This is a genomic window from Pseudomonas sp. 8209 (assembly GCF_028682105.1).
GTDB classification, from domain to species: domain Bacteria; phylum Pseudomonadota; class Gammaproteobacteria; order Pseudomonadales; family Pseudomonadaceae; genus Aquipseudomonas; species Aquipseudomonas palmensis.
The window spans coordinates 380141-401505 of record NZ_JANIAH010000004.1 but is presented as its reverse complement, the minus strand read 5'-3'; the positions used below and the strand labels follow the sequence as shown (position 1 = coordinate 401505).

Genomic DNA, 21365 nt, shown 5'->3' with positions numbered 1-21365 from the left:
CCCGATCAGCAGGCGATCCGCGAGGGCATCGACGCGGGCTCAGTGCCCGCTGCGCAGCATCTCCCGGGGCACGTACTTGCCGATCTCGTACTTGCCGATCGCCGCGCGGTGCACTTCATCCGGCCCGTCGGCCAGGCGCAGGGTGCGTTGCATCGCGTACATGTAGGCCAGCGGGAAGTCGGCACTGACCCCTGCCCCGCCGTGAATCTGGATGGCCCGGTCGATCACCTTCAGCGCCACGTTCGGTGCCACCACCTTGATCTGCGCGATCTCGCTGCGGGCCACCTTGTTGCCGACGGTGTCCATCATGTAGGCCGCCTTGAGGGTCAGCAGCCGGGCCATGTCGATCTCCATGCGCGAGTCGGCGATCTTGTCGATGTTGCCACCCAGGCGCGCCAGCGGCTTGCCGAATGCGGTGCGCTCGGCCGAACGCTTGCACATCAGCTCAAGGGCACGCTCGGCCATGCCGATCGAACGCATGCAGTGATGGATGCGCCCCGGCCCGAGACGGCCCTGGGCGATCTCGAAGCCGCGCCCTTCGCCCAGCAGCACGTTGTCATACGGTACGCGCACGTTCTCGAACAGCACCTCGGCGTGGCCGTGGGGCGCATCGTCGTAGCCGAACACCGGCAACGGGCGAACGATCTTCACCCCCGGTGCATCGGTAGGCACCAGGATCATCGAGTGCTGCTGGTGACGCGGCCCGTCCGGGTTGCTCAGGCCCATGAAGATCATGATCTTGCAACGCGGGTCGCAAGCGCCGGAGGTCCACCACTTGCGGCCGTTGATCACCCACTCGTCACCGTCGCGCACCGCCCGTGCGGCCATGTTGGTGGCATCGGACGAGGCCACGTCGGGCTCGGTCATGGCGAACGCCGAACGGATCTCACCGCGCAGCAGCGGCTCCAGCCACTGGCGTTTCTGCGCCTCGCTGCCGTAGCGCACCAGGACCTCCATGTTGCCGGTGTCCGGGGCCGAGCAGTTGAACGGTTCCGGCCCCAGCAGCGAGCGACCCATGATTTCGGCCAGCGGCGCGTACTCCAGGTTGGTCAGGCCGGCGCCCAGCTGCGACTCGGGCAGGAACAGGTTCCACAGGCCCTCGGCCTTGGCCTTGTCCTTGAGTTCTTCCATGATCGCGGTCGGCTGCCAGCGATCACCTTCGGCAACCTGACATTCGAACACCGCCTCGGCGGGATATACATAGGCGTCCATGAACGCGATGACGCGTTCGCGCAGTGCCTGGACCTTGGGTGAATAGGCGAAATCCATGAGCGGTACCTGCTGGGAAAGGCGAGTGATTTAAGAGATCTGGCTTGGATGCTAGATCACCGGGCAAAATCCACCTAGCCTATTCTCGGCGTGTATAAACATTCATAACCGATATATGATCGGGCCATAACTCCAACAAGAGCGGCATCCATGAACCTCAGCAAGGTCGATCTGAACCTGTTCATCGTCTTCGATGCGATCTACACCGAAGCCAACCTGACCCGTGCCGGGCAGATCGTCGGCATCACCCAGCCTGCGGTGTCCAATGCGCTGGCGCGGCTGCGCGAGACCTTCAACGACCCGCTGTTCGTGCGCACGGCCCAGGGCATGGTGCCCACGCCCATGGCCCAGAACATCATCGGCCCGGTGCGCAATGCTTTGTCGCTGCTGCGGGTGTCGGTGCAGGAGAGCCGCATCTTCAACCCCTTGCAGGCCAACAAGACCTTCCGCATCAGCATGACCGACCTTACCGAGGCGGTGGTGCTGCCATCGCTGTTCCAGCGCCTGCGCCGGCTGGCGCCGAACGTGGTGATCGAGAGCTTTTTGTGCAAGCGCCGCGAGACCACCAAGGAACTGGCCGCCGGACGCCTGGACTTTGCCGTGGATGCACCGCTGAACACCGACCCGCAGGTGCGTCACGTCAAGCTGATGCAGGACCCGTTCGTGTGCGCGATGCGCCAGGGCCACCCGCTGGCCAGGGACAGCATCAGCCTGGAGGATTACCTGAGCCTGACCCACATCCAGATCTCCAGCCGGCGCAACGGCCTGGGGTATGTGGACCTGGCGCTCGGCAAGCAGGGGCTCAAGCGCAAGATCGCGCTGCGCTCGCAGCATTACCTGATGGCCTCGCAGGTGCTGCAGCAGACCGACATGGTGATGACCGTGCCGGAGCGCTTCGCGCGGCGCCATCAACTGAGCTACGTGAGCCTGCCGGTGGGCGACGTGCCGCCTTTGGAAACCCACCTGTACTGGCATGAAAGCACCGACCAGGACCCGGCCAACCGCTGGATGCGCGAGCAGATGATCGAGTTGTGCCAGGCGGTGGTGGCGCAGGACGAGCGGGAGGCGCGCGCATAAGCTGCAGGCTGCGTTGAAGCCATCGCGGGTCAAGCCCGCTCCCCCCGACCTGCGCTGAAGCTGTGGGAGCGGGCGTGACCCGCGACAGGCACCCCCGAATGCCTGCTTGACGTATACGTCAACCAGCCAGTAGCTTAGCCGTATGCCCCCTTCCCCGAGCCATGCAATGAGCAGCCAGACCTACAGCATCTCCGACCTTTCCCGCGAACTCGACATCACCACCCGGGCCATCCGCTTCTATGAGGAGCAGGGCTTGCTCAGCCCCGAACGTCGTGGCCTGGAGCGTGTGTATTCGGCCCGCGACAAGGTCAGCCTCAAGCTCATCCTGCGCGGCAAGCGCATCGGTTTCTCGCTGGCCGAGTGCCGCGAGCTGATCGAACTCTACGACCCCACCAGCGGCAATCAGAAACAGCTGCACAGCATGCTGGCTAAGATCGCCGAGCGCCGCGCCCAGCTCGAACAGCAACTGCTCGACATCCAGCAGATGCAGCTGGAACTCGACACCGCCGAGGAGCGCTGCCAGCAGGCGCTGGCCACCACCCTGAACAATCAGAAAAACGGCCATTGAGGCCCACAGGAACCCTAGCCATGTCATTGCCTACCCATGTGCGTCTGGTCGAAGTCGGCCCCCGCGACGGCCTGCAGAACGAAGCCCAACCCATCAGCGTGGCGGACAAGGTCCGCCTGGTGGATGACCTGACCGACGCCGGTGTGTCCTATATCGAGGTGGGCAGCTTCGTCTCGCCCAAGTGGGTACCGCAGATGGCCGGTTCGGCCGACGTGTTCGCCAGCATCCGCCAGCAGCCCGGCATCACCTATGCGGCGCTGGCCCCCAACCTGCGCGGTTTCGAAGACGCACTGGCCGCAGGCGTCAAGGAGGTGGCCGTGTTCGCCGCCGCGTCCGAGGCGTTTTCGCAGCGCAACATCAACTGCTCGATCAGCGAAAGCCTGCAGCGCTTCGCGCCCATCATGCACGCGGCGCGCGAACACGGGGTGAAGGTACGCGGCTATATCTCGTGCGTGCTGGGCTGCCCCTATCAAGGCCAGGTAGATGCCGAGCAGGTCGCCCCCATCGCCCGCGAGCTGCGCGACATGGGCTGCTATGAAGTGTCGCTGGGCGACACCATCGGCACCGGCACCCCGGGCGCCACCCGCCGCCTGTTCGAAGTGGTCGGCGCGCAGGTGCCACCTGCCGAGCTGGCCGGGCACTTCCACGATACCTACGGCCAGGCGCTGGCCAACGTGTACGCCAGCCTGCTGGAGGGAATCAACGTGTTCGACAGTTCGGTCGCCGGCCTGGGCGGCTGCCCGTATGCCAAGGGCGCCAGTGGCAACGTGGCCAGTGAAGACCTGCTGTACCTGCTGCAGGGCCTGGGCATCGAGACCGGCATCGACCTGGACAAGCTGATCGACGCCGGCCAGCGCATCAGTGCCGTGCTGGGCCGCGCCAGCGGTTCGCGTGTGGCCAGGGCACGCGCTGCCCGGTAACGGTGCGCAGCAACAGGGCCAATGGGGGGTGAGTGTTACCGCCCCCACACCCGACAGGGAAAATCCGGGTAACACGGAAACAAATCAGCACAATTTCCCGTGACGATTTTTCCACCAAACCAGCAAACCATTGATTTTATTGGGTTTTAAAAAGTTGGCACGGCACCTGCTATATCTTTCGTACAACAACAATAAAAAATGCGACAACCCAATAAAAATAAGACGTACCGGCTCTGACATAACAAGAACAACACGGCAGAGGCGCAGCTAACAGATTTTTTTGAAGTGGATGGCTTTTCGGGGGCGTGCCCCGCGACCTGACAGAGAACAATAAAACTACCCCAAGGTAGCGCCCGTCTCGGTTGGATCAGCAATGATAAAGGTCGATCAGCGCTCAAAAAAATACGTTTGCTCTTGATCCCGGATGGGGATCGCAACGCAACAAGAGGCAAGGGTCGCCAAAAACAACAATAGACCACCCTCCAATAATAAAAAGAGCACACGCAACAAAATTTGAGGGGAGCCCAGGCTCCCCTCAGTGCTTGCTGCCCTACTCGTTCTGCTGGTCATCCTCTGGCTTGCGCTTCTCCAGGCGGTCGACCACCCACGGCATCACCCCCAGCACCAGCAACGCCAGCACCGTGCTCACCAGCGCAGTGGCTTCGCGCCCCATGCCTGCGGCCACGCCGATGGCGGCGGTCATCCACAGGCCCGCAGCAGTGGTCAGGCCCTTCACATGACCCGCATCGTCCTCCTTGCCCTTGAGTATGGTGCCCGCCCCCAGAAAGCCGATGCCGGCGACGATCCCCTGCACCACCCGACTCAACGCTGCGTCGTCCGCCCCGGCCATGCGCGGCACCAGCACGAACAGCGCCGCACCGATGGCCACCAGCATGTGCGTGCGCACTCCCGCCGCCTTGCCCTTGAGCTCGCGCTCGAAGCCCAGCACCGCCCCCAGCAGCGCAGCCATCAGCAGGCGCACCGTCACCTGCGTCAGTTGCTTGGCATCGGTGATATCGGCGAATTCGGCAATCAGTGTCGACCAGACTTGGTGCCACCAGGCGTCCATGAGCAGCGTCCATCAGCAAGGGGATACTGGATGGACAACAGCCTGGCGCGCGAGTGCTGTCGACCGCTGATCGGCCACGCTCAGCAACCCGGCCGGCAACGGAGTCACAGCTGTAAGCCCCCCGTTCGAGGACACCGCCATGCCCATTGAAATCAACGAAACCACCAAGCGCTGCACCCTGATAGCCGACGACCTGAACATCGAAGGTGAAGCGGCAGAGGTGCAGATCATCACCGATGCCGACCTGCGCATGTCGATCGCGACCCTGGCCGGGCAACGGGTGCCGATCACCGAGGCAGAGGCTGACGCGCTCACCGTGGCAGGTGCGGTGGATAGTCGCAGGCATTTGAAGACCTCCGAGGAGGGCTCGATCATATAAGGGCTGCAGGGTTTCAAGGGATAATCTGATACGGTTTTTATCCAGATATCTGCACCTGTTATGCAAACAGATGGGACGCCATAGTGCTCTGGCCTGATCGAGGCCTGATGAGCGACGAACCATGAGCGAACGAATTCCCGTCCAGATCGTTGAAATTGCCGAGCCCTCCACGTTCAAGAAGAAGGCCGCCAGCAGCGACAGACACATCCACACCCGTAGCTTCACCGGCTTTTTCCGAAACCTGCGCCTGGGTGGCGCGGGTTTTCTGTTTCTGCTGTTTTTCGGCACCGTCTGGCTGAACTGGGACGGGCGCCAGGCGGTCCTCTGGGACCTGGCCGACAGCAAGTTCCACATCTTCGGCGCCACCTTCTGGCCGCAGGACTTCATCCTGCTGTCGGCGCTGCTGATCATCTGCGCCTTCGGCCTGTTCGCCATCACCGTGTTCGCCGGGCGCGTCTGGTGCGGCTACACCTGCCCGCAAAGCACCTGGACCTGGGTGTTCATGTGGTGCGAAAAGGTCACCGAGGGCGAACGCAACCAGCGCATCAAGCTCGATGCGGCGCCCTGGGGCCCCAACAAGCTGGCGCGCCGCGCAGCCAAGCACACCCTGTGGCTGGGCGTCAGCCTGCTGACCGCACTGACCTTCGTCGGCTACTTCACCCCCATCCGGCCACTGACCCAGGAGCTGTTCACCCTGCAGCTGGGTGGCGTCAGCCTGTTCTGGATCCTGTTCTTCACCGGTGCCACCTACATCAACGCCGGCTGGCTGCGCGAGGCGGTGTGCATGCACATGTGCCCGTATGCCAGGTTCCAGAGCGTGATGTTCGACAGGGACACCCTCACCATCGCCTATGACCCGCAGCGCGGCGAGTCGCGCGGGCCGCGCAAGAAGGACGCCAACCACAAGGCCCAGGGCCTGGGCGACTGCATCGACTGCCACATGTGCGTGCAGGTATGCCCCACCGGCATCGACATCCGCGACGGCCTGCAGATGGAGTGCATCGGCTGCGCCGCCTGCATCGACGCCTGCGACAGCATCATGGACAAGATGAACTACCCACGCGGGCTGATCGGCTACAAGTCCGAGCACACCCTGCAAGGCGGCACCACCCAGTGGATGCGTCCGCGCCTGCTGGGCTACGTGACCGTGCTGGTGGTGATGATCGGCGCCCTGGTGATCGCCCTGCAGCAACGCCCGATGGTGTCGATGGACGTGATCAAGGACCGCGGCCTGTTCCGCGAGAACGCCCTGGGGCAGATCGAGAACATCTACACCCTCAAGGTCATCAACAAGACCCAGCAGCCGCAGACCTACCGCCTGCGCCTGGTGGACGCCGAGGGCTTCGAACTGCATGGCAAGACCGAGTTCACCCTGGCGGCCAGCGAGATGAGCGATATACCGGTCTCGGTGGCGATGCTGGCCGACCGTGCGCCCAGCAGCTCCCAGGAGATCAGCTTCGAACTCATCGACACCGACCAGCCGAACGTGCGCAGCCTTGCGCGCAGCCGTTTTGTCGCGCCTTTGAACCGCTGATCACATACACTCCGCTGAGTCAGACCGCCCAGAGCCATGATGAAACGCTACGAGAAATTCGCCGACGACATTGCCGAACTGATTCGCTCCGGGGTACTCGGCCCCGGCCAGCGCGTGCCGTCGGTGCGTTACGCCAGCCAGACCCACGGGGTCAGCCCGTCCACGGTGTTCCAGGCCTACTACCTGCTGGAGCGTCGCGGGCTGATCCGGGCCCGGCCGCGCTCGGGCTACTTCGTCAACACCCACGCCCCGCGCCAGTTCAACGAGCCGCAGATCATCGAGCAGGCCAGCGAATCGACCGAGGTGGACGTCAGCGAGCTGGTGTTCTCGATCCTCGACTCGATCAAGGACCCGCAGACGGTGGCCTTCGGTTCGGCGTTCCCCAGCCCCAACCTGTTCCCGCTGCCGCGCCTGGCGCGCTCGCTGGCCAGCGCCAGCCGCGAGATGGACCCGCGCATGGTGGTCACCGACCTGTCGCCGGGCAACCCGCAACTGCGCCGCCAGATCGCCCTGCGCTACATGGTCGGCGGCTTGATGCTGCCGATGGAAGAACTGCTGATCACCAACGGTGCGCTGGAGGCGTTGAACCTGTGCCTTCAGGCGGTAACCGAGCCGGGTGACCTGGTGGCCATCGAGGCACCGGCGTTCTATGCCTGCCTGCAGATTCTGGAGCGGCTCAAGCTCAAGGCGGTGGAGATTCCGGTGCACCCGCGCGAAGGCATCGACCTGGGGGTGCTGGCGCAGACGCTGGAGCGGCATCCGGTCAAGGCCGTGTGGTGCATGACCAACTTCCAGAACCCGGTGGGCGCGAGCATGCCGGAAGACAAGAAGAAGCAGCTGGTCGAGCTGCTGAGCGTGCACCAGGTGCCGCTGATCGAAGACGACGTGTATGCCGAGCTGTACTACGCGCAGCAGGCGCCCAAGCCGGCCAAGGCATTCGACACCGAAGGGCTGGTGATGCATTGCGGCTCGTTCTCCAAGAGCCTGGCGCCGGGCTACCGGATCGGCTGGGTGGCGGCCGGGCGCTATGCGCAGAAGATCGAGCGGCTCAAGCTGATGACCTCGCTGTGTGCATCGATGCCGGCGCAGGCGGCGATTGCCGACTACCTGCAGCATGGTGGCTACGACCGCCACCTGCGGCGCCTGCGCTATGCGCTGGAAGAGCAGCAGAACGCCATGCTGGCGGCGATTGCCCGGCACTTCCCGGCGCAGACGCGGGTCAGCCACCCCAGCGGCGGGTACTTCCTGTGGTTGGAGCTGCCGGAGCAGATGGACTCGCTGAAGCTGTTCCAGATGGCATTGGCCCAGGGCATCAGCATTGCGCCGGGGCCGATCTTTTCGCCGACGCGGCGGTTTCGCAACTGCATCCGCCTCAATTACGGCAGCCCCTGGACCGAGCAGTCGGAGCAGGCGATGGAGACGCTGGGGCGGATCGTGCGGTCGTTCTGAGGGGCTGGCATGACGGCCAACGCCCCATCGCGGGTCAAGCCCGCTCCCACATGACTGCGGTGATCCTGTGGGAGCGGGCTTGACCCGCGATTGGGTCGTTGCAGCCCCTTGCCCACACCCGCACAATCGCGCACCATCCCCTCCCGCACTTGCCCACGGATGGCCCCGGATGAAACCGCTGTACCTGCTACTGGCCCTGCCCCTGCTGCCCGCCTGCAGCCTGATCGGTTTCGTCGCCAAGGAAAGCGTCGTGGGCGCCACCAGCCACTACGGCTTGAGCAGCACCACGCTGATCGCCGAACTCCCGCCCAACCACGGCGTCACCTACAACGCCAGCTACGCCCCGCTCGACCCGTACCGCTGCACCGTGGCCTCCCCCGCCACCGGCGGCATGCGCTCGCGCCCCAACCAGTACCGCACCGACCAGGCCGATGCGCACCCCGACGCGCGCACCGTCACGTTCAGGATCCCGCTGACCTACACCATCGGCAGTTGCACCCAGCAACTGGACAACATCACAGTGAGCATCAAGTCCCCCAGCGGGCGGTACAGCCTGGCGGGGGTCAAGGTATTGCCGGCACTGCCCGACGGCACTGGGCCGGTGCGCGACGCAGACCCCGAGCTGGTTGTGCGCCGCCTGTGCGGCACGGCCTACCACATCTTGCCCGGGCATGAGCGCCACGTGCTGGCCAGGGACATCGACTGCCTCGCCGCCGACAGCCAGTGGCAACCCCTGGAGCGGACCTCCAGGCACCCCGGCCCGGTCGCCAACGTCGCCTACACCCAGCTGAACAAGACCGACCTGCGCTTCGTGTACCGCCTCATCGACAAGGAGTGGCCGCTTTATCCCGAGAACTGGTCACCGGTCGGCAATGGCATGAAGCCCTGCGCTTCACAATGGAAGTGGGTTGGCGAAGCCTCCTGCAGCTACCGCCAGCAGACCTTCAGCACCTTCGAGATGGACGGGCGCCAATGCACCACCTACCCGGGCTGCTCGTAACCGCGTCGCCCCTTCAACGGGCCTCCCCCGCACGCGGCTTGTAGAACAGGAACCTGGGAGTTTCGGCGGTCTTCAAGTACGTCCTGGCCCACGCGGGATGCACATGGCGGTCATGAAAGTACATCGCGCCATCGGTGCTGTCGGTCAGTTGCTGATTCAGCGCCTTGCGCGCGATTTCCTTGGCCACGGTGTACTGCACCGGCTCTTCCACATCGTCCGAGCGCCCGTCGCACCACCACGAGAACTGGCATGTACGCTCCTTGATGCCCTGCTTGACCACCTCGCACACGGTGCCCGGAAACCCTTCGTGCCCCAGCCGGTTCATCACCACGCTGGCCACACCCTGCATGTCCGCCGCCTCACCGCCCTTGGCCTCCCAGTAGAGGGTGCGCGCCAGGCAGGTGATCGCGTCATCCAGCGCGGCCTCGCCCTTGGGGTCGACCGCCTGCACTTCGCTGCGGGTGATGGCCTGGTCGCTGGGTACGCTGGCCTCGCGCCCCTGTTCGGCAGCCTTCTGCTCCAGCACCTGGGCCTTGTCTTCGGCTACCGCCGCAGGCGGCGCCGCGGCGGCAGAGCCCGGCAGAACAGCGATCAACCACACGGCAAGACAGCAAACTGCAGCGAATGAGCGCATGACCGAGCCTTCTTGTGAGCCTCTGATAGATGCACAGTAGCTGCAACCGGCGATTTGCGCCGCCCTACCCCAGCAGCTCGCGCAGGCGGTACCACAACATGCCCAGCGCCAGCAGTGGCGAGCGCAGGGCCGGGCCGCCGGGGAAGGTCATGTGCGGCACCTTGCTGAAGATATCCAGGCCCTGGCTATGCCCGGCGTGGATCGCCTCGGCCAGCAACTTCGCCGTCCAGTGGGTGACGTTCACCCCGTGCCCCGAATAGCCCTGGGCGTAGAACACGTTGGGGTGCTGCTGCAGGCGTCCCACCTGTGGAAAGCGATTGGCGGTAATGCCGATCTTGCCGCCCCATTGAAAGTCGATGCGCACATCCGCCAGTTGCGGGAACACCTTGAGCAGCTTGGGCAGCATGTAGCCGGCGATATCCGCCGGGTCGCGCCCGGAATAATGGCAGGCCCCGCCGAACAGCAGGCGCCGGTCGGCAGTAAGGCGGTAGTAGTCCAGGCCGACCTTCTGGTCGCACAGCGCCAGGTTCTGTGGGATCAGCCCGGTGGCGCGCGGTGCCGACAGCGGCTCGGTGGTGATGATGTAGCTGCCGGCCGGCAGCACCTTGCCGCTCAGGCGTGGCTCCAGGTCGTCCAGGTGCGCATTGCACGCCAGCACCAGGCTGCCGGCCCGCACGCTGCCGCGCGCGCAGCGCACCTGCACGGTGGGGCCATGCACCAGTTCGAGCACCGTGCTGTGCTCGAACACCTGCACCCCCAGCGACGCCGCCAGGCGCGCCTCGCCCTGCACCAGGTCGAGCGGGTGCAGGTGGCCGGAGCCCATGTCCAGCAGCCCGCCGGCATACACCTTCGAGGCCACCACCTCGTGCATCTGCTGCGGCCCGTAGAGTCGGGTCTGGTGCCGATAGCCCAGCGCCTCCAGGCTCTGCTGTTCAGCCTGGAACGCTGCGTACTGCGCCGGGGTATTGGCCAGCTCGCAGAAGCCCCAGCGCAGGTCGCAGTCGATGCCGTCCTCCTGCACCCGGCGGCCCACCACCTCCACCGACTCGATGCCGGCGCGTTGCAGGTAGGCCACCCCTTCCTGCCCCACGTAGCGGGCAAACCCCGACACCTCGTGGCCGATGCCGCGAATCAGTTGCCCGCCGTTGCGCCCGCTGGCACCCCAGCCGATGCGCCGCCCCTCCAGCAACACCACCGAAAGCCCGCGGCGAGCCAGTTCGATGGCGGTGTTGACCCCCGTGAAGCCACCGCCGATCACGCACACATCGGCGATCAGGTCCTGCTCCAGCGTCGGGTAGTCGGCCTGGCTTCTGGCCGTCGCTGCGTAGTACGAACGGGCGTGTTGCGCATTGCCATTCACGTTGTTCATTTGTTCGATTTCACTTTGCTCCACGAGCGGGTCATCAAGCGCATGATGGCCGGCGTGGGGGTGCTGGAGATGTACAGTTTGTCGAGCACCGCCTGGGGCGGATACACCTCGGGGTTGTCGACCAGGTCGGCGGCCATGTACTGGCGCGAAGCCGGCGTAGGGTTGGCGTAGCCCACCAGGGTGCTGACCTTGGCGATCACCTGCGGGTCCATCAGGTAGTTGATGAAGGCGTGCGCCTCCTTGGGGTTGGTGGCGTCGGCCGAGATCGCCAGCAGGTCGAACCACAGGTTGCTGCCCTCCTTGGGAATCGAATAGGCGATGTTCACGCCGTTGTGGGCTTCCCTGGCGCGGTTGGCCGCCTGGAACACGTCGCCGGAGTAACCGAAGGCGATGCAGATGTCGCCGTTGGCCAGGTCCGTGACGTACTTGGAGGAATGGAAGTAGGTGATGTACGGGCGCAGCGCCAGCAGCTTGGCCTCGGCCTTCTTGTAGTCCTGCGGGTTTTCGCTGCGCGGGTCCAGGCCCATGTAGTTGAGCACTGCCGGGAACAGCTCGTCGGCAGAATCCATGAACGACACGCCGCACTGGCTGAGTTTTTTCAGGTTCTCGGGCTCGAACAGCACCGCCCACGAATCGATATGGTCGATGCCCAGCACCTGTTTGACCTTGTCGACGTTGTAGCCGATGCCATTGGTGCCCCACAGGTAGGGCACCGAGTGGCGGTTGCCGGGGTCGTTGTCCTCCAGTTTCCTGAGCAGCACCGGGTCGAGGTTCTTCCAGTTGGGCAGTTGCGAGCGGTCCAGCTCCAGAAACGCCCCGGCCTTGATCTGGCGCGCCAGGAAGTGGTTGGACGGCACCACCACGTCGTAGCCGGTGCGCCCCGCCAGCAGCTTGCCCTCCAGGGTTTCGTTGGAGTCGAACACGTCGTAGATCACCTTGATCCCGGTCGCCCCCTGAAAGTCGGCCAGGGTGGTGGGGCCGATGTAATCGGTCCAGTTGTACACGCTGACGCTCGGCTGGGCCTGTGCGGCGGCCCCCCACAGCAACCCCAGGGCCACCGGCAACACGGATTTCAACAGACGCATATCGACACCTCTTCTGATTGTTTTATCGATGATCGGCAGGTCAGCGCATCACACGCTCAGCAGCAGGAACTCGCGCTCCCACGAACTGATCACGCGCTTGAAGTTCTCGTGCTCGGCGCGCTTGACCGCCACGTAGCCACGCACGAACTTGCTGCCCAGGTAGCGTTCGATGGTCGGGCAGTCTTCCATGTGCGCCAGCGCGTCCTCGATGGTGATCGGCAGGCGCAGGTTGCGCCGCTCATACGCACGCCCCTGCACCGGGGCGCTGGGCGCGATGCCCTCGACCATGCCCAGGTAGCCGCACAGCAGGCTGGCGGCAATCGCCAGGTACGGGTTGGCATCGGCGCCGGGCAGGCGGTTCTCAACGCGCATCGACTCGGGGCTGGAGGTGGGCACGCGCAGGCCCACGGTGCGGTTCTCTTCGCCCCACTCCACGTTCACCGGTGCCGAGGTGTCGGGCAGAAAGCGGCGGAACGAGTTGACGTTGGGCGCGAACATCGGCAACACCTTGGGGATGTACTTCTGCAGGCCGCCGATGTGCTGCAGGAACAGCTCGCTCATGCTGCCGTCGTCATTGACGAAGATCGGCTTGCCGGTGGCGCTGTCGACCACGCTCTGGTGCAGGTGCATGGCGCTGCCCGGCTCGTCGCCCACCGGCTTGGCCATGAAGGTGGCGGTGACGTTGTGCTTGAGTGCGGCCTCGCGCATGGTGCGTTTGAACACGGTGATCTGGTCGGCCAGGTCCAGGGCGTCGCCGTGGCGGAAGTTGATTTCCATCTGCGCCGGGCCGTCTTCGTGAATCAGCGTGTCCAGGTCCAGGCCCTGGGCCTCGCACCAGTCGTAGACGTCCTCGAACAGCGGGTCGAACTCGTTGGCGGCATCGATGGAGAACGACTGGCGGCCACTTTCGGCGCGGCCCGAACGGCCCAGTGGCGCCTGCAACGGCAGGTCCGGGTCTTCGCAGCGCTGGGTCAGGTAGAACTCCATCTCCGGTGCCACGATCGGTTGCCAGCCCTTGTCGGCGTACAGCTTGAGGACTTTCTTGAGCACGTTGCGCGGCGACAGCTCGATGGGGTTGCCCTGCTTGTCGAAGGTGTCGTGGATCACGATCGCGGTGGGCTCCAGCGCCCAGGGTACCGGGTAGATGGCCGTCGAGTCGGGGCGGCAGAGCATGTCGATGTCGGCCGGGTCGAGCAGGTCGTAGTAGATCTCGTCCTCGACGAAGTCGCCGGTCACAGTCTGCAGCAGCACACTTTCCGGCAGGCGCATGCCTCGCTCATGCAGGAACTTGTTGGTGGGGGCGATCTTGCCGCGGGCGATACCGGTCAGGTCGGTGACCACGCATTCCACTTCAGTGATCTTGTGTTCTTTCAGCCAGGTGGACAGCTGATCGAAGGGGGTATTCATGAGAACCTCGTTGTCGTGATGCAGGGCATGCGCAAGGGTGTGTGTGGCGCGGGCGGGCAAGGCCTGGCTTCCCCTGCGCCGCGTTGAGGTCTATCTTGGTGCCGCAGCTGCGGCTGCATCTATCCACTTTGAGCAGAAGAAAATGCACCAAAGCAGTGCATTCAGAGGTTCTCATGACAACCCCGTCGCCCTTGCGGGTACAGGCCTTCACCAGTGCCGATGTGGCCGAACAGGTACGCGCCACGCCAGGCTGGGCACAGCACTACCAGCAGATGTCACCCGGGCACTTTGCCGGGATGGTGCGCTGCCTCGACCTGCAGGGCGTGGAGGTGTACGAAGAGCGCATGAACACCCGGGTGGAGCAGAGCTTCAGCGCCCCCGGCGGTTCGCTGTCGTTCTGCTTCGACCGCAGTGACAACAGCCTGTACGTGCTCAATGGCGAAAGCCGCAACATCTGGATCACCCCCGAGAACTACCAGGAAGTGGCCGTCGTGTTCGGCCCTGCGTTCGTGCGTGAGCACGGCGTGGACGTTGCGGCGCTCGAAGGTCTGTTCATGGCACCGCTCAATTCCCAGCGCAATGCCTTGTTCAGCGGCTGGCTGAGCAGTACCCTGACGCGCCTCTCGCAGAGCGAGGACGCGCCGTGCCAGCAGGTGCTGGCCAGGCAGTTGCTGGACGATTGTCTGTACATTCTCGACACCGCCTCGGTGTGCCTGGACCGAGGCGAGCTGTGGCGGCGCACCGAGGAGCGCACCATCATGCGCAAGGTCAGCGAATGGGCGGCGGATTCGCCGGAGGAGTCATTGAACCTGCTGCAACTGGCGCAGGTGGCCGGCAGTTCGGTGCGTCAGTTGCAGCATGCGTTCAAGGCGTACACCGGCATCACGCCCAGCCACTGGCTGCGCCTGCGCCGCCTCAATGGCGCGCACCGCGAGCTGCTGACCGCGCGCGGCCACACCGTGGCGGAAGTGGCGATGCGCTGGTCGTTCTGGCACCTGGGGCGGTTTTCCAGCAGTTATCAGGCGCTGTTCAAGGAGTTGCCCAGTGAAACCCTCAAACGACGCAAGGAGACACGGTATGGCTTTTGACTGGCATGGCGGGGTGATTACCCGGGATACACCGGTGGGCGAGGATTACCGCAACACGCAGAACGTGCGGCGGTTCATGCGTGAGCAGTGTGGCGAGGATTTCAGGTTCGACCGGCCGTTGATGGCGTGGATAGTCGATGGTACGGCGCGGACGATGGGGGATGTGGTGGATGAGTGGGCCAGACGTCGTAGTGCTTAGCTGAACCCGCGACATCCCTGCGCAAGTACCCACTGGCAGCCCAGGCTGGTATTGTGCCGCCCTGCAAACCCAACTGGATGACTGTGAGGAAATGACGTTGAACGCTGATGCGAACATGACCGGGGACCTGTTCGAAGTCGACAAGCGCCTGGGCCTCAAACCCGTGGTGGACTTCAACACCTACCTGCGCGCCGCATTCGCCGACGGCGCCTGCGCATGCAGCCGCTGCCTGGAAAACAAGGGCGACGAGAGCGGCTACGCCTTCGCCCATACCTTCGACTTCCAGGGCCAGGTCACCCATCGCCGCTTCGCCACCACCACCGCCAGCGATGTGCTGATGGTCCTGAAAAAAGCCTGGCTGTCCTACACCAAGGCCGAACTGGATGTCAGCGGCAACCTGGACCTGGACGCCATCAAGGCCTTCGTCGAGCCACAGCTGCACAAACGCCTGGTGCCACTGTTCGTCGCCAGCGGGCTGGTTGTCGAGGTCGACGGGCAACTGGTGCTGCAAGCCCAGGCCGCCGCCTGACGGCCATGCCTGGGGCGCGTTGCCGGCAGAGCCGGCAACGCGCCCTGGCGCAACCCGCGCGCGATTGCACCCCCGCCCAGGCTACACACAGGCATTGCGACACTGTAGTATTGAGAACTATTCACATTCACTGTCGAGTCGTTCCCGGTGCACACGCCTTCCTCCAAGCTCGGCTTCTTCTTCAGCGACCACCACCGCTGGCTGCTGCAACACATCCAGAAGCGCCTGCGCAACCGCGCCGACGCCGAAGACACGGCTGCCGAGGCGTTCTGCCAATTGCTGGTGGCGCGGGTTGATCCGGACAGCATCCAGCAACCGCGGGCCTTTCTGTCGACCATCGCGCGCCGGCTGATCTTCGACCGCCACCGCCGCCGCCAACTCGAAAATGCCTACCTGGAACGCCTGTCGAGCCTACCCGAGCAGGTAGCGCCCTCCCCGGAGGAACAACTGCTGCTGGTCGAAGCGCTGGTGGCCATCGACCGAGCGCTCACCGGCCTGCCCGCGGTGGTCAAGGCAGCCTTCCTCTACAGCCAGCTCGATGGCCTGAGCTATGTGGAGATCGGGCGCAAGCTCGCGCTGTCGGAGCGCACCGTCAGCCGCTACATGAAACAGGCCCTGCGCCAGTGCTACCTGGCCGAGATGGCACCATGAGCAAGGCCCGCCTCGACCCGGCCGCGGAGCAGGCCATCGACTGGATGGTGCGCCTGAGCGCCGATCGCAACGACACCCGCCTGCACGCCCGTTTCGATACCTGGCTCAACAGCGACCCGGCCCATGCCCAGGCCTGGGGCCGGCTGCAGGAGCGCCTGGGTGGCGCGTTCGGCACCGTGCGGGCGCTGGACCAGCGCCTGCCCGGCCAGGCCGGCGAAGCCCGGCGCGTGCTGATGCAGCCCGGCACCTCCCGGCGCGATGTGCTGCGCGCCATCGGCGGGCTGGGCCTGCTGGGCGGCGGGTTGTGGCTGGCGGCGCGCAGCGAGGTCGGCACCACGCTGATGGCCGACCTGCACACCGGTACCGGCGAGCGGCGCACCCTGGAACTGGAAGATGGCAGCCAGCTGAGCCTGAACGCTAGCACTGCCGTCGACCTTCAATTCGATGCCCACCAGCGCCTGGTGCTGCTGCGCCAGGGCGAACTGGTGATTGAAGTGGCACCCGACCCGCAGCGCCCCCTGCGCGTGCGCACCGCCCAGGGCGAAATCCGCGCGCTGGGCACGCGCTTTCTGGTCAGCCAGCAGCCCGACGCCACCCGCGTGGTGGTGCTGCAGCATGCGGTGCGCGCACGCCTGCACGATGGCAGCGAACTGGACCTGCAGGAAGGCCAGGCCGCCCTGCTGCACGCCCAGCGCATCGAGCGTCTGGGCCGGGACGAGCGTCACCGCGCCGACTGGCTGAACGGGCACCTGAATGTACTGGATGACCCGCTGGATGCAGTGGTCGACGCGCTGCGCCCCTACACCCGCGGCTTCGTGCGTGTCGCGCCGCAGGTGCGCAACCTGCGCGTGCAAGGGGTGTTCCCGCTCAACTATCCGCAGCGCAGCTTCGGTGCGCTGGCCGAAACACTGCCGATCGAGGTGCGACACTACGGCCCGTGGTTGACCCTGATCGGCCCGAAAAGCTGAGCCCGAGAACCCTCTGATAAGTTTTTATGAAAAACAATCGCATTTGTGTCCGGTTTTCATTTCTCATCCCACCTATCTCCTGACTGCACACACAATCAGGAGAATTCCGTGCTCAACCCTTGGTCCCGCGCCCTCCCCGCCGCCGCTGCCCTGGCCACCCTGAGCTGCGCCGTGTCTGCCCAGCAGCAGGCACTTGCGTTCAACCTGCCGGCCGGCCCGCTCGCCGCCACGCTCAATGCCATCGCCAGCCAGAGCGGACAGATCATCTCCCTCGACCCGGCCCTGGTGCAGGGCAAACAGGCCCCGGCCGTCCGTGGGCAGATGAGCGCCGAGCAGGCCCTGCAGGCCGCACTGGCCGGCAGCGGGCTGCAACTGCTGGTGACCGGCAGCGGCCACTTCAGCGTGGTGCCGGGGGTAGACACCGCAGGCGCACTGGAGCTGGGCGCCACCAGCATCACCGAGGTGCGCAACCTGGCCACCACCGAAGGCTCGAACTCCTACGCAGCGCGGGTCACCACCATCGGCAAGGGCGAACACACGCTCAAGGAAATCCCCCAGTCGGTCAGCGTCATGACCCGCAAGCAGATGGACGACCAGGGCCTGACCAACCTCAAGGACGCCGCCAACCAGACCACCGGCCTGGTCGGCCAGCAAGGCGTGGGCAAGGGCATGATCCTGATGTCGCGCGGCTTTCAGATCGACGACTGGCAGTACGACGGCGTACCGATTCCGCGCAACACCTACTCGCTGGGCAACTGGGCGACCCAGGACCTGATCTTCTTCGACCGCATCGAGTTCCTGCGCGGTGCCTCGGGCCTGCTGCAGGGCACCGGCAGCCCGGGCGGCGCGATCAACCTGGTGCGCAAGCGCGGGCAGGACAAACCCACCGTGACCGTCACCGGCAAGGCCGGCTCCTGGGACCACTACGGCCTGCAACTGGACGCTGGCGGCCCGCTGAACCCGCAGGGCACGATCCGCGGGCGCTTCGTCGCCGACGAAGACCAGAGCCAGTCGTTCATCGACTACGAGTGGAGCAAGACCCACTCGCTGTACGGCGCGCTGGATTTCGACCTGAGCCCGGACACCACCGTGGGTGTGGGCGTCAGCTACTCGGACAACACCTCACGGCCCATGCTGCGTGGCCTGCCGCGCTATGCCGACGGACGCCCTGTGGACGTGCCGCGCTCGACCTATACCGGCGCGCTCTGGAACCACTCGGAAATCGACGTGACCACGGTGTTTGCCGACCTCGACCACCGCTTCAACGACGACTGGAAGGTGCATGCCGCCGCCGTGTACATGAGCGAGAACAACGACTCGCTGCACCAGCGGGTGCAAACCACCGGCCAAGGGCTGAATCCTGACGGCAGCGGTGTCCAATATGCCAACTGGTACACAGACTTCGACTCGACCAAGGTGGGTCTGGACGCCTACGTCAACGGCCATTTCGAGACGCTGGGGCTGCAACAGGAACTCATCCTGGGTGGCAACTATTCCCAGCTCAAGACCGACGATGTGTTCGCGCGCACCTTCATCAACGGCGGCAATATCTTCGATATCGACCACGACCGCCCCAAACCCAGCTACGACAGCCTGATGCGTGACGGCGGCCGAGCCACCGCAAGCGAATATGACGTGCGCCAGAAAGGCCTGTACGGCAGTTGGCGGGTCAAGTTGGCCGAGCCGTTGACCGTAGTGCTTGGCTCGCGCGTGAGCTGGTACGACTTCCGCTACTCCTCAGTCATCACACAGGGCAACACGGTGACGGTCGCTGACCCAAGCGTCATGACCGAAACCGGTGTGGTTACCCCCTATGCCGGCATCATCTATGACCTGACCCAGGAATGGGCGGCCTACGCCAGCTACACCGACGTGTTCCAGCCGCAGAGCGAACTCGATGCCGCACAATCGGTGCTGAAGCCGATTGTCGGCAGCAACTACGAAGTGGGCCTCAAGGGCGAACTGATGGATGGCCGGGTCAACACCTCGTTCGCCGTGTTCCGCTACGACCAGAACAACCGAGCGATCACCGACGCTTCTGCGCAATGTGGCTCCGGCGATTGCTCGAAAGCGTCCGGCAAGGTGCGCAGCCAGGGTTTCGAAGCCGAAATCAGTGGCGAAGTGATGCCCGACCTGCAGCTGTTCGCCGGGTACACCTACACCACCACCACGTACATCAAGGACCCGGAGAACGAAGGCAAGGTCTTCAACCAGTGGACCCCCAAGCACATGCTGCGGGTATGGAGCGACTACCGTTTGCCGGGCGACTGGAGCCGCGTAAGCGCGGGCCTGGGCTTCAGCAGCCAGAGCCACACACTGGGTTACGAGAGTACGTTTGATGTGCCCGGTTACACGGTGTGGAATGCACGCCTGGCCTATCAGCTGACGCCAGAGGTGAGCGTGGCAGTCAACGCCAACAACCTGTTCGACAAACACTACATTGCCTCGGGCTACAACCAGCTCGGCGGCAACAACAACTACGGCGAGCCGCGCAACATGATGTTCAGCGTCAAGTACACGCCGCAGTTCTGAGGCGCCTGTTTCGCCGGCAAGGCCGGCTCCTGCACAGCCTGTAGGAGCCTGCCTTGCCGGCGAATGCCCCGACGCGGTGTCACCTGCCCAGCGCCCTGGCCATCACGATGGTGCGCTCTTCCCCCTCCACCACCTCGCGTACCACCGCATACCCCAACCGCGCATAGAACGCCTGCGCCGTCAGCGAGGACGGTACCCGCAGCGCCTGCACCCCCGACGCACCGGCCAGCTCTTCAACATGCAGCATCAAGGCCCGACCGATGCCCAGCCCCTGCCGGTCCGGCGCCACGAACACCGTGCGCACCACGTCCCCCTCCAGGCTCGCGGTACCCACCACCTGCCCGCCCAACTGCGCCACCACCACCTGCCGGCGCGCCATCAACCCCAGCAGCGCCTCGGGGGAAAAACTCTGCTCCACCCGCGCAATCACCGCCGGCGAATAATCCTGGCTGTTGCTCGTGCGCAAGGCCTGGACAATCACCCGGCTGATCGCCGGCACATCCGTTTCCAGTGCTTGGCGCACCTGACATGTTTCGCTCATCACCGCCCCACTCCAGCCACCCTGCATTTGAGAATGAATGCTATTATCGCCTTACTTTTTTCGACACCCGAGCCCTGTCTTGTCCGCGCCCACCCGCTACCTGCTGAGCGACTTCCATGCCCTGGGCCAGCGCTACGACGTGCACTATAGCCTGCCCGAAGGCGACGGCGGCGAGGACGATCCGTGCCTGATGCAGGGCCATATCAGCGAACATCGCCTGGCCCCCGGCTTCAGCCTGGTGAACTCCGACGTGCAGGCCTTCCACACCTACCGCGCCGATTCACTGGACATGCCCGACCTGACCCTCGCGCTGGTACTCCAGGGTCAGGCCTCGATCACCTACACCCGCACCCAGCCCCTGCAACCAGGCGCCTGCATCACCGCGCTGTGCGGCGATGGCCGGCCGATGTCGGCACTGCACCGCGGTGGCGCGCACCTGCGCGGGCTCAACCTGTCGCTGCGCCGCCCGCAGGATGTGGGCGAAGAGGCCTTGGCCGAGCTGATCGAGGCCCGCCTGCGCGGCCACGGCTCGGCCCTGAGTTGCTGGGCCCTGCCCGCGCACCTGCTGGCGGGCATCGAAGACATGTTGTCCGGTCGCTGGCAAGGCACCCTGCAGCACCTGTTGTGCCAGGGCCTGAGCCTGCAACTGCTCAGCCACGGCCTGGCCAGTTTCGACAGCCTGCCGGCCCCTTCGCCGGGCCTGTGCCCACGCGACCGGCTGATGCTCGAACGGGTGCGCGAGCACCTGCACCAGCAGCCCGGCGACGAGCACGACCTCACCGAACTGGCGCGCCTGGCCTGCATGAGCAGCAGCTCACTGCGCAGCAAGTTCCGCGCGCTGTACGGCGAAACGGTGTTCGGCTACCTGCGCAACCGGCGCCTCGACCAGGCCCGCCAGTTGCTCGAACAGGGCTGGCAGATCCAGCAGGCCGCCCACCATGTCGGCTACCGCCACGCCAGCAATTTCGCCACCGCGTTTCGCCAGCGCTTTGGCCACGCCCCCCGCGAGACCGCCTGAAGTTCCCCACCCGACGCACGCTTTGGCAGCGCCCATAAGCAGTCTGGCATCTGCCAAACGTGGCCCCGCAAGCAACTGT

The 21365-nt window shown here is 65.0% G+C and carries 21 protein-coding genes; 14 read left to right on the top strand and 7 right to left on the bottom strand.

Translation table 11 applies throughout. From position 1 onward, the window contains the following. Positions 1–39 precede the first annotated feature (39 nt). Complete coding sequence (locus NP552_RS11030) at positions 40–1269, bottom strand: acyl-CoA dehydrogenase (protein WP_058541226.1); 1230 nt, start codon at positions 1267–1269, stop codon at positions 40–42. A gap of 150 nt (positions 1270–1419) precedes the next feature. Between NP552_RS11030 and NP552_RS11025 the strand changes: the two genes are divergently transcribed. The 3 genes from NP552_RS11025 (at position 1420) to NP552_RS11015 (ending at position 3834) form a co-directional block, all read left to right on the top strand. Then, positions 1420–2346: a LysR family transcriptional regulator gene (locus tag NP552_RS11025; protein ID WP_058541227.1), complete on the top strand. Its 927-nt coding sequence runs from the start codon at positions 1420–1422 to the stop codon at positions 2344–2346. A 166-nt stretch (positions 2347–2512) separates the two neighbouring features. Then, a complete protein-coding gene (locus tag NP552_RS11020; protein WP_043860889.1) occupies positions 2513–2914 on the top strand; it encodes a MerR family transcriptional regulator in 402 nt (133 codons plus the stop codon). A 20-nt stretch (positions 2915–2934) separates the two neighbouring features. Beyond that, the gene (locus tag NP552_RS11015; protein WP_058541228.1) at positions 2935–3834 is read left to right on the top strand and encodes a hydroxymethylglutaryl-CoA lyase; all 900 of its coding nucleotides are present in this window, start codon (positions 2935–2937) and stop codon (positions 3832–3834) included. A gap of 550 nt (positions 3835–4384) precedes the next feature. Here NP552_RS11015 and NP552_RS11010 read toward each other — a convergent pair. Beyond that, a complete protein-coding gene (locus tag NP552_RS11010; RefSeq protein WP_043860891.1) occupies positions 4385–4903 on the bottom strand; it encodes an MgtC/SapB family protein in 519 nt (172 codons plus the stop codon). 139 nt (positions 4904–5042) lie between these two features. Between NP552_RS11010 and NP552_RS11005 the strand changes: the two genes are divergently transcribed. From NP552_RS11005 to NP552_RS10990, 4 genes are all read left to right on the top strand, one after another. After that, positions 5043–5282, top strand: coding sequence for a DUF3203 family protein (locus NP552_RS11005; protein WP_054915115.1), 240 nt, complete (start codon positions 5043–5045; stop codon positions 5280–5282). A 121-nt stretch (positions 5283–5403) separates the two neighbouring features. Beyond that, entirely contained in the window at positions 5404–6816 is a 1413-nt protein-coding gene (gene ccoG / locus NP552_RS11000) for a cytochrome c oxidase accessory protein CcoG (protein ID WP_058541230.1), read from the top strand. Positions 6817–6855: 39 nt separating this feature from the next. After that, entirely contained in the window at positions 6856–8265 is a 1410-nt protein-coding gene (gene mapR, locus NP552_RS10995) for a GntR family transcriptional regulator MpaR (RefSeq protein WP_043860894.1), read from the top strand. Between the two features lie 169 nt (positions 8266–8434). Next, entirely contained in the window at positions 8435–9265 is an 831-nt protein-coding gene (locus NP552_RS10990; protein WP_196933145.1) for a hypothetical protein, read from the top strand. 13 nt (positions 9266–9278) lie between these two features. On the opposite strand, the gene NP552_RS10985 is transcribed toward NP552_RS10990, so the two are convergent. The 4 genes from NP552_RS10985 to NP552_RS10970 form a co-directional block, all read right to left on the bottom strand. Continuing rightward, the gene (locus NP552_RS10985) at positions 9279–9899 is read right to left on the bottom strand and encodes a cell wall hydrolase (RefSeq protein WP_058541232.1); all 621 of its coding nucleotides are present in this window, start codon (positions 9897–9899) and stop codon (positions 9279–9281) included. Positions 9900–9963: 64 nt separating this feature from the next. Next, the gene (locus NP552_RS10980) at positions 9964–11268 is read right to left on the bottom strand and encodes an NAD(P)/FAD-dependent oxidoreductase (RefSeq protein WP_100633377.1); all 1305 of its coding nucleotides are present in this window, start codon (positions 11266–11268) and stop codon (positions 9964–9966) included. Then, entirely contained in the window at positions 11265–12353 is a 1089-nt protein-coding gene (locus NP552_RS10975; protein WP_274096726.1) for a polyamine ABC transporter substrate-binding protein, read from the bottom strand. Before NP552_RS10975 ends, NP552_RS10980 begins: the two co-directional genes overlap by 4 nt. A gap of 48 nt (positions 12354–12401) precedes the next feature. Beyond that, positions 12402–13760, bottom strand: a complete 1359-nt coding sequence (locus NP552_RS10970; RefSeq protein ID WP_043860899.1) for a glutamine synthetase family protein — start codon at positions 13758–13760, stop codon at positions 12402–12404. Between the two features lie 173 nt (positions 13761–13933). Between NP552_RS10970 and NP552_RS10965 the strand changes: the two genes are divergently transcribed. From NP552_RS10965 to NP552_RS10940, 6 genes are all read left to right on the top strand, one after another. Then, entirely contained in the window at positions 13934–14848 is a 915-nt protein-coding gene (locus NP552_RS10965; protein ID WP_054915122.1) for a helix-turn-helix domain-containing protein, read from the top strand. Next, positions 14838–15047, top strand: a complete 210-nt coding sequence (locus NP552_RS10960) for a DUF6434 domain-containing protein (protein WP_043860901.1) — start codon at positions 14838–14840, stop codon at positions 15045–15047. Before NP552_RS10965 ends, NP552_RS10960 begins: the two co-directional genes overlap by 11 nt. 91 nt (positions 15048–15138) lie before the next feature. Continuing rightward, positions 15139–15576, top strand: a complete 438-nt coding sequence (locus tag NP552_RS10955; protein WP_054915124.1) for a hypothetical protein — start codon at positions 15139–15141, stop codon at positions 15574–15576. A gap of 147 nt (positions 15577–15723) precedes the next feature. Beyond that, the gene (locus tag NP552_RS10950) at positions 15724–16227 is read left to right on the top strand and encodes a sigma-70 family RNA polymerase sigma factor (RefSeq protein ID WP_043860903.1); all 504 of its coding nucleotides are present in this window, start codon (positions 15724–15726) and stop codon (positions 16225–16227) included. Further along, the gene (locus NP552_RS10945) at positions 16224–17195 is read left to right on the top strand and encodes a FecR domain-containing protein (RefSeq protein WP_274096725.1); all 972 of its coding nucleotides are present in this window, start codon (positions 16224–16226) and stop codon (positions 17193–17195) included. The genes NP552_RS10950 and NP552_RS10945 overlap by 4 nt, the downstream gene beginning before the upstream one ends. A 108-nt stretch (positions 17196–17303) precedes the next feature. Further along, complete coding sequence (locus NP552_RS10940; RefSeq protein WP_274096724.1) at positions 17304–19727, top strand: TonB-dependent siderophore receptor; 2424 nt, start codon at positions 17304–17306, stop codon at positions 19725–19727. Positions 19728–19806: 79 nt separating this feature from the next. Here NP552_RS10940 and NP552_RS10935 read toward each other — a convergent pair whose 3' ends face one another. Further along, on the bottom strand, positions 19807–20268 hold the full coding sequence (locus NP552_RS10935; RefSeq protein ID WP_100633371.1) for a GNAT family N-acetyltransferase: 462 nt from the start codon (positions 20266–20268) through the stop codon (positions 19807–19809). 79 nt (positions 20269–20347) lie between these two features. Between NP552_RS10935 and NP552_RS10930 the strand changes: the two genes are divergently transcribed. Further along, a complete protein-coding gene (locus tag NP552_RS10930; protein ID WP_157811430.1) occupies positions 20348–21286 on the top strand; it encodes a helix-turn-helix transcriptional regulator in 939 nt (312 codons plus the stop codon). The last annotated feature ends 79 nt before the right edge of the window (positions 21287–21365 follow it).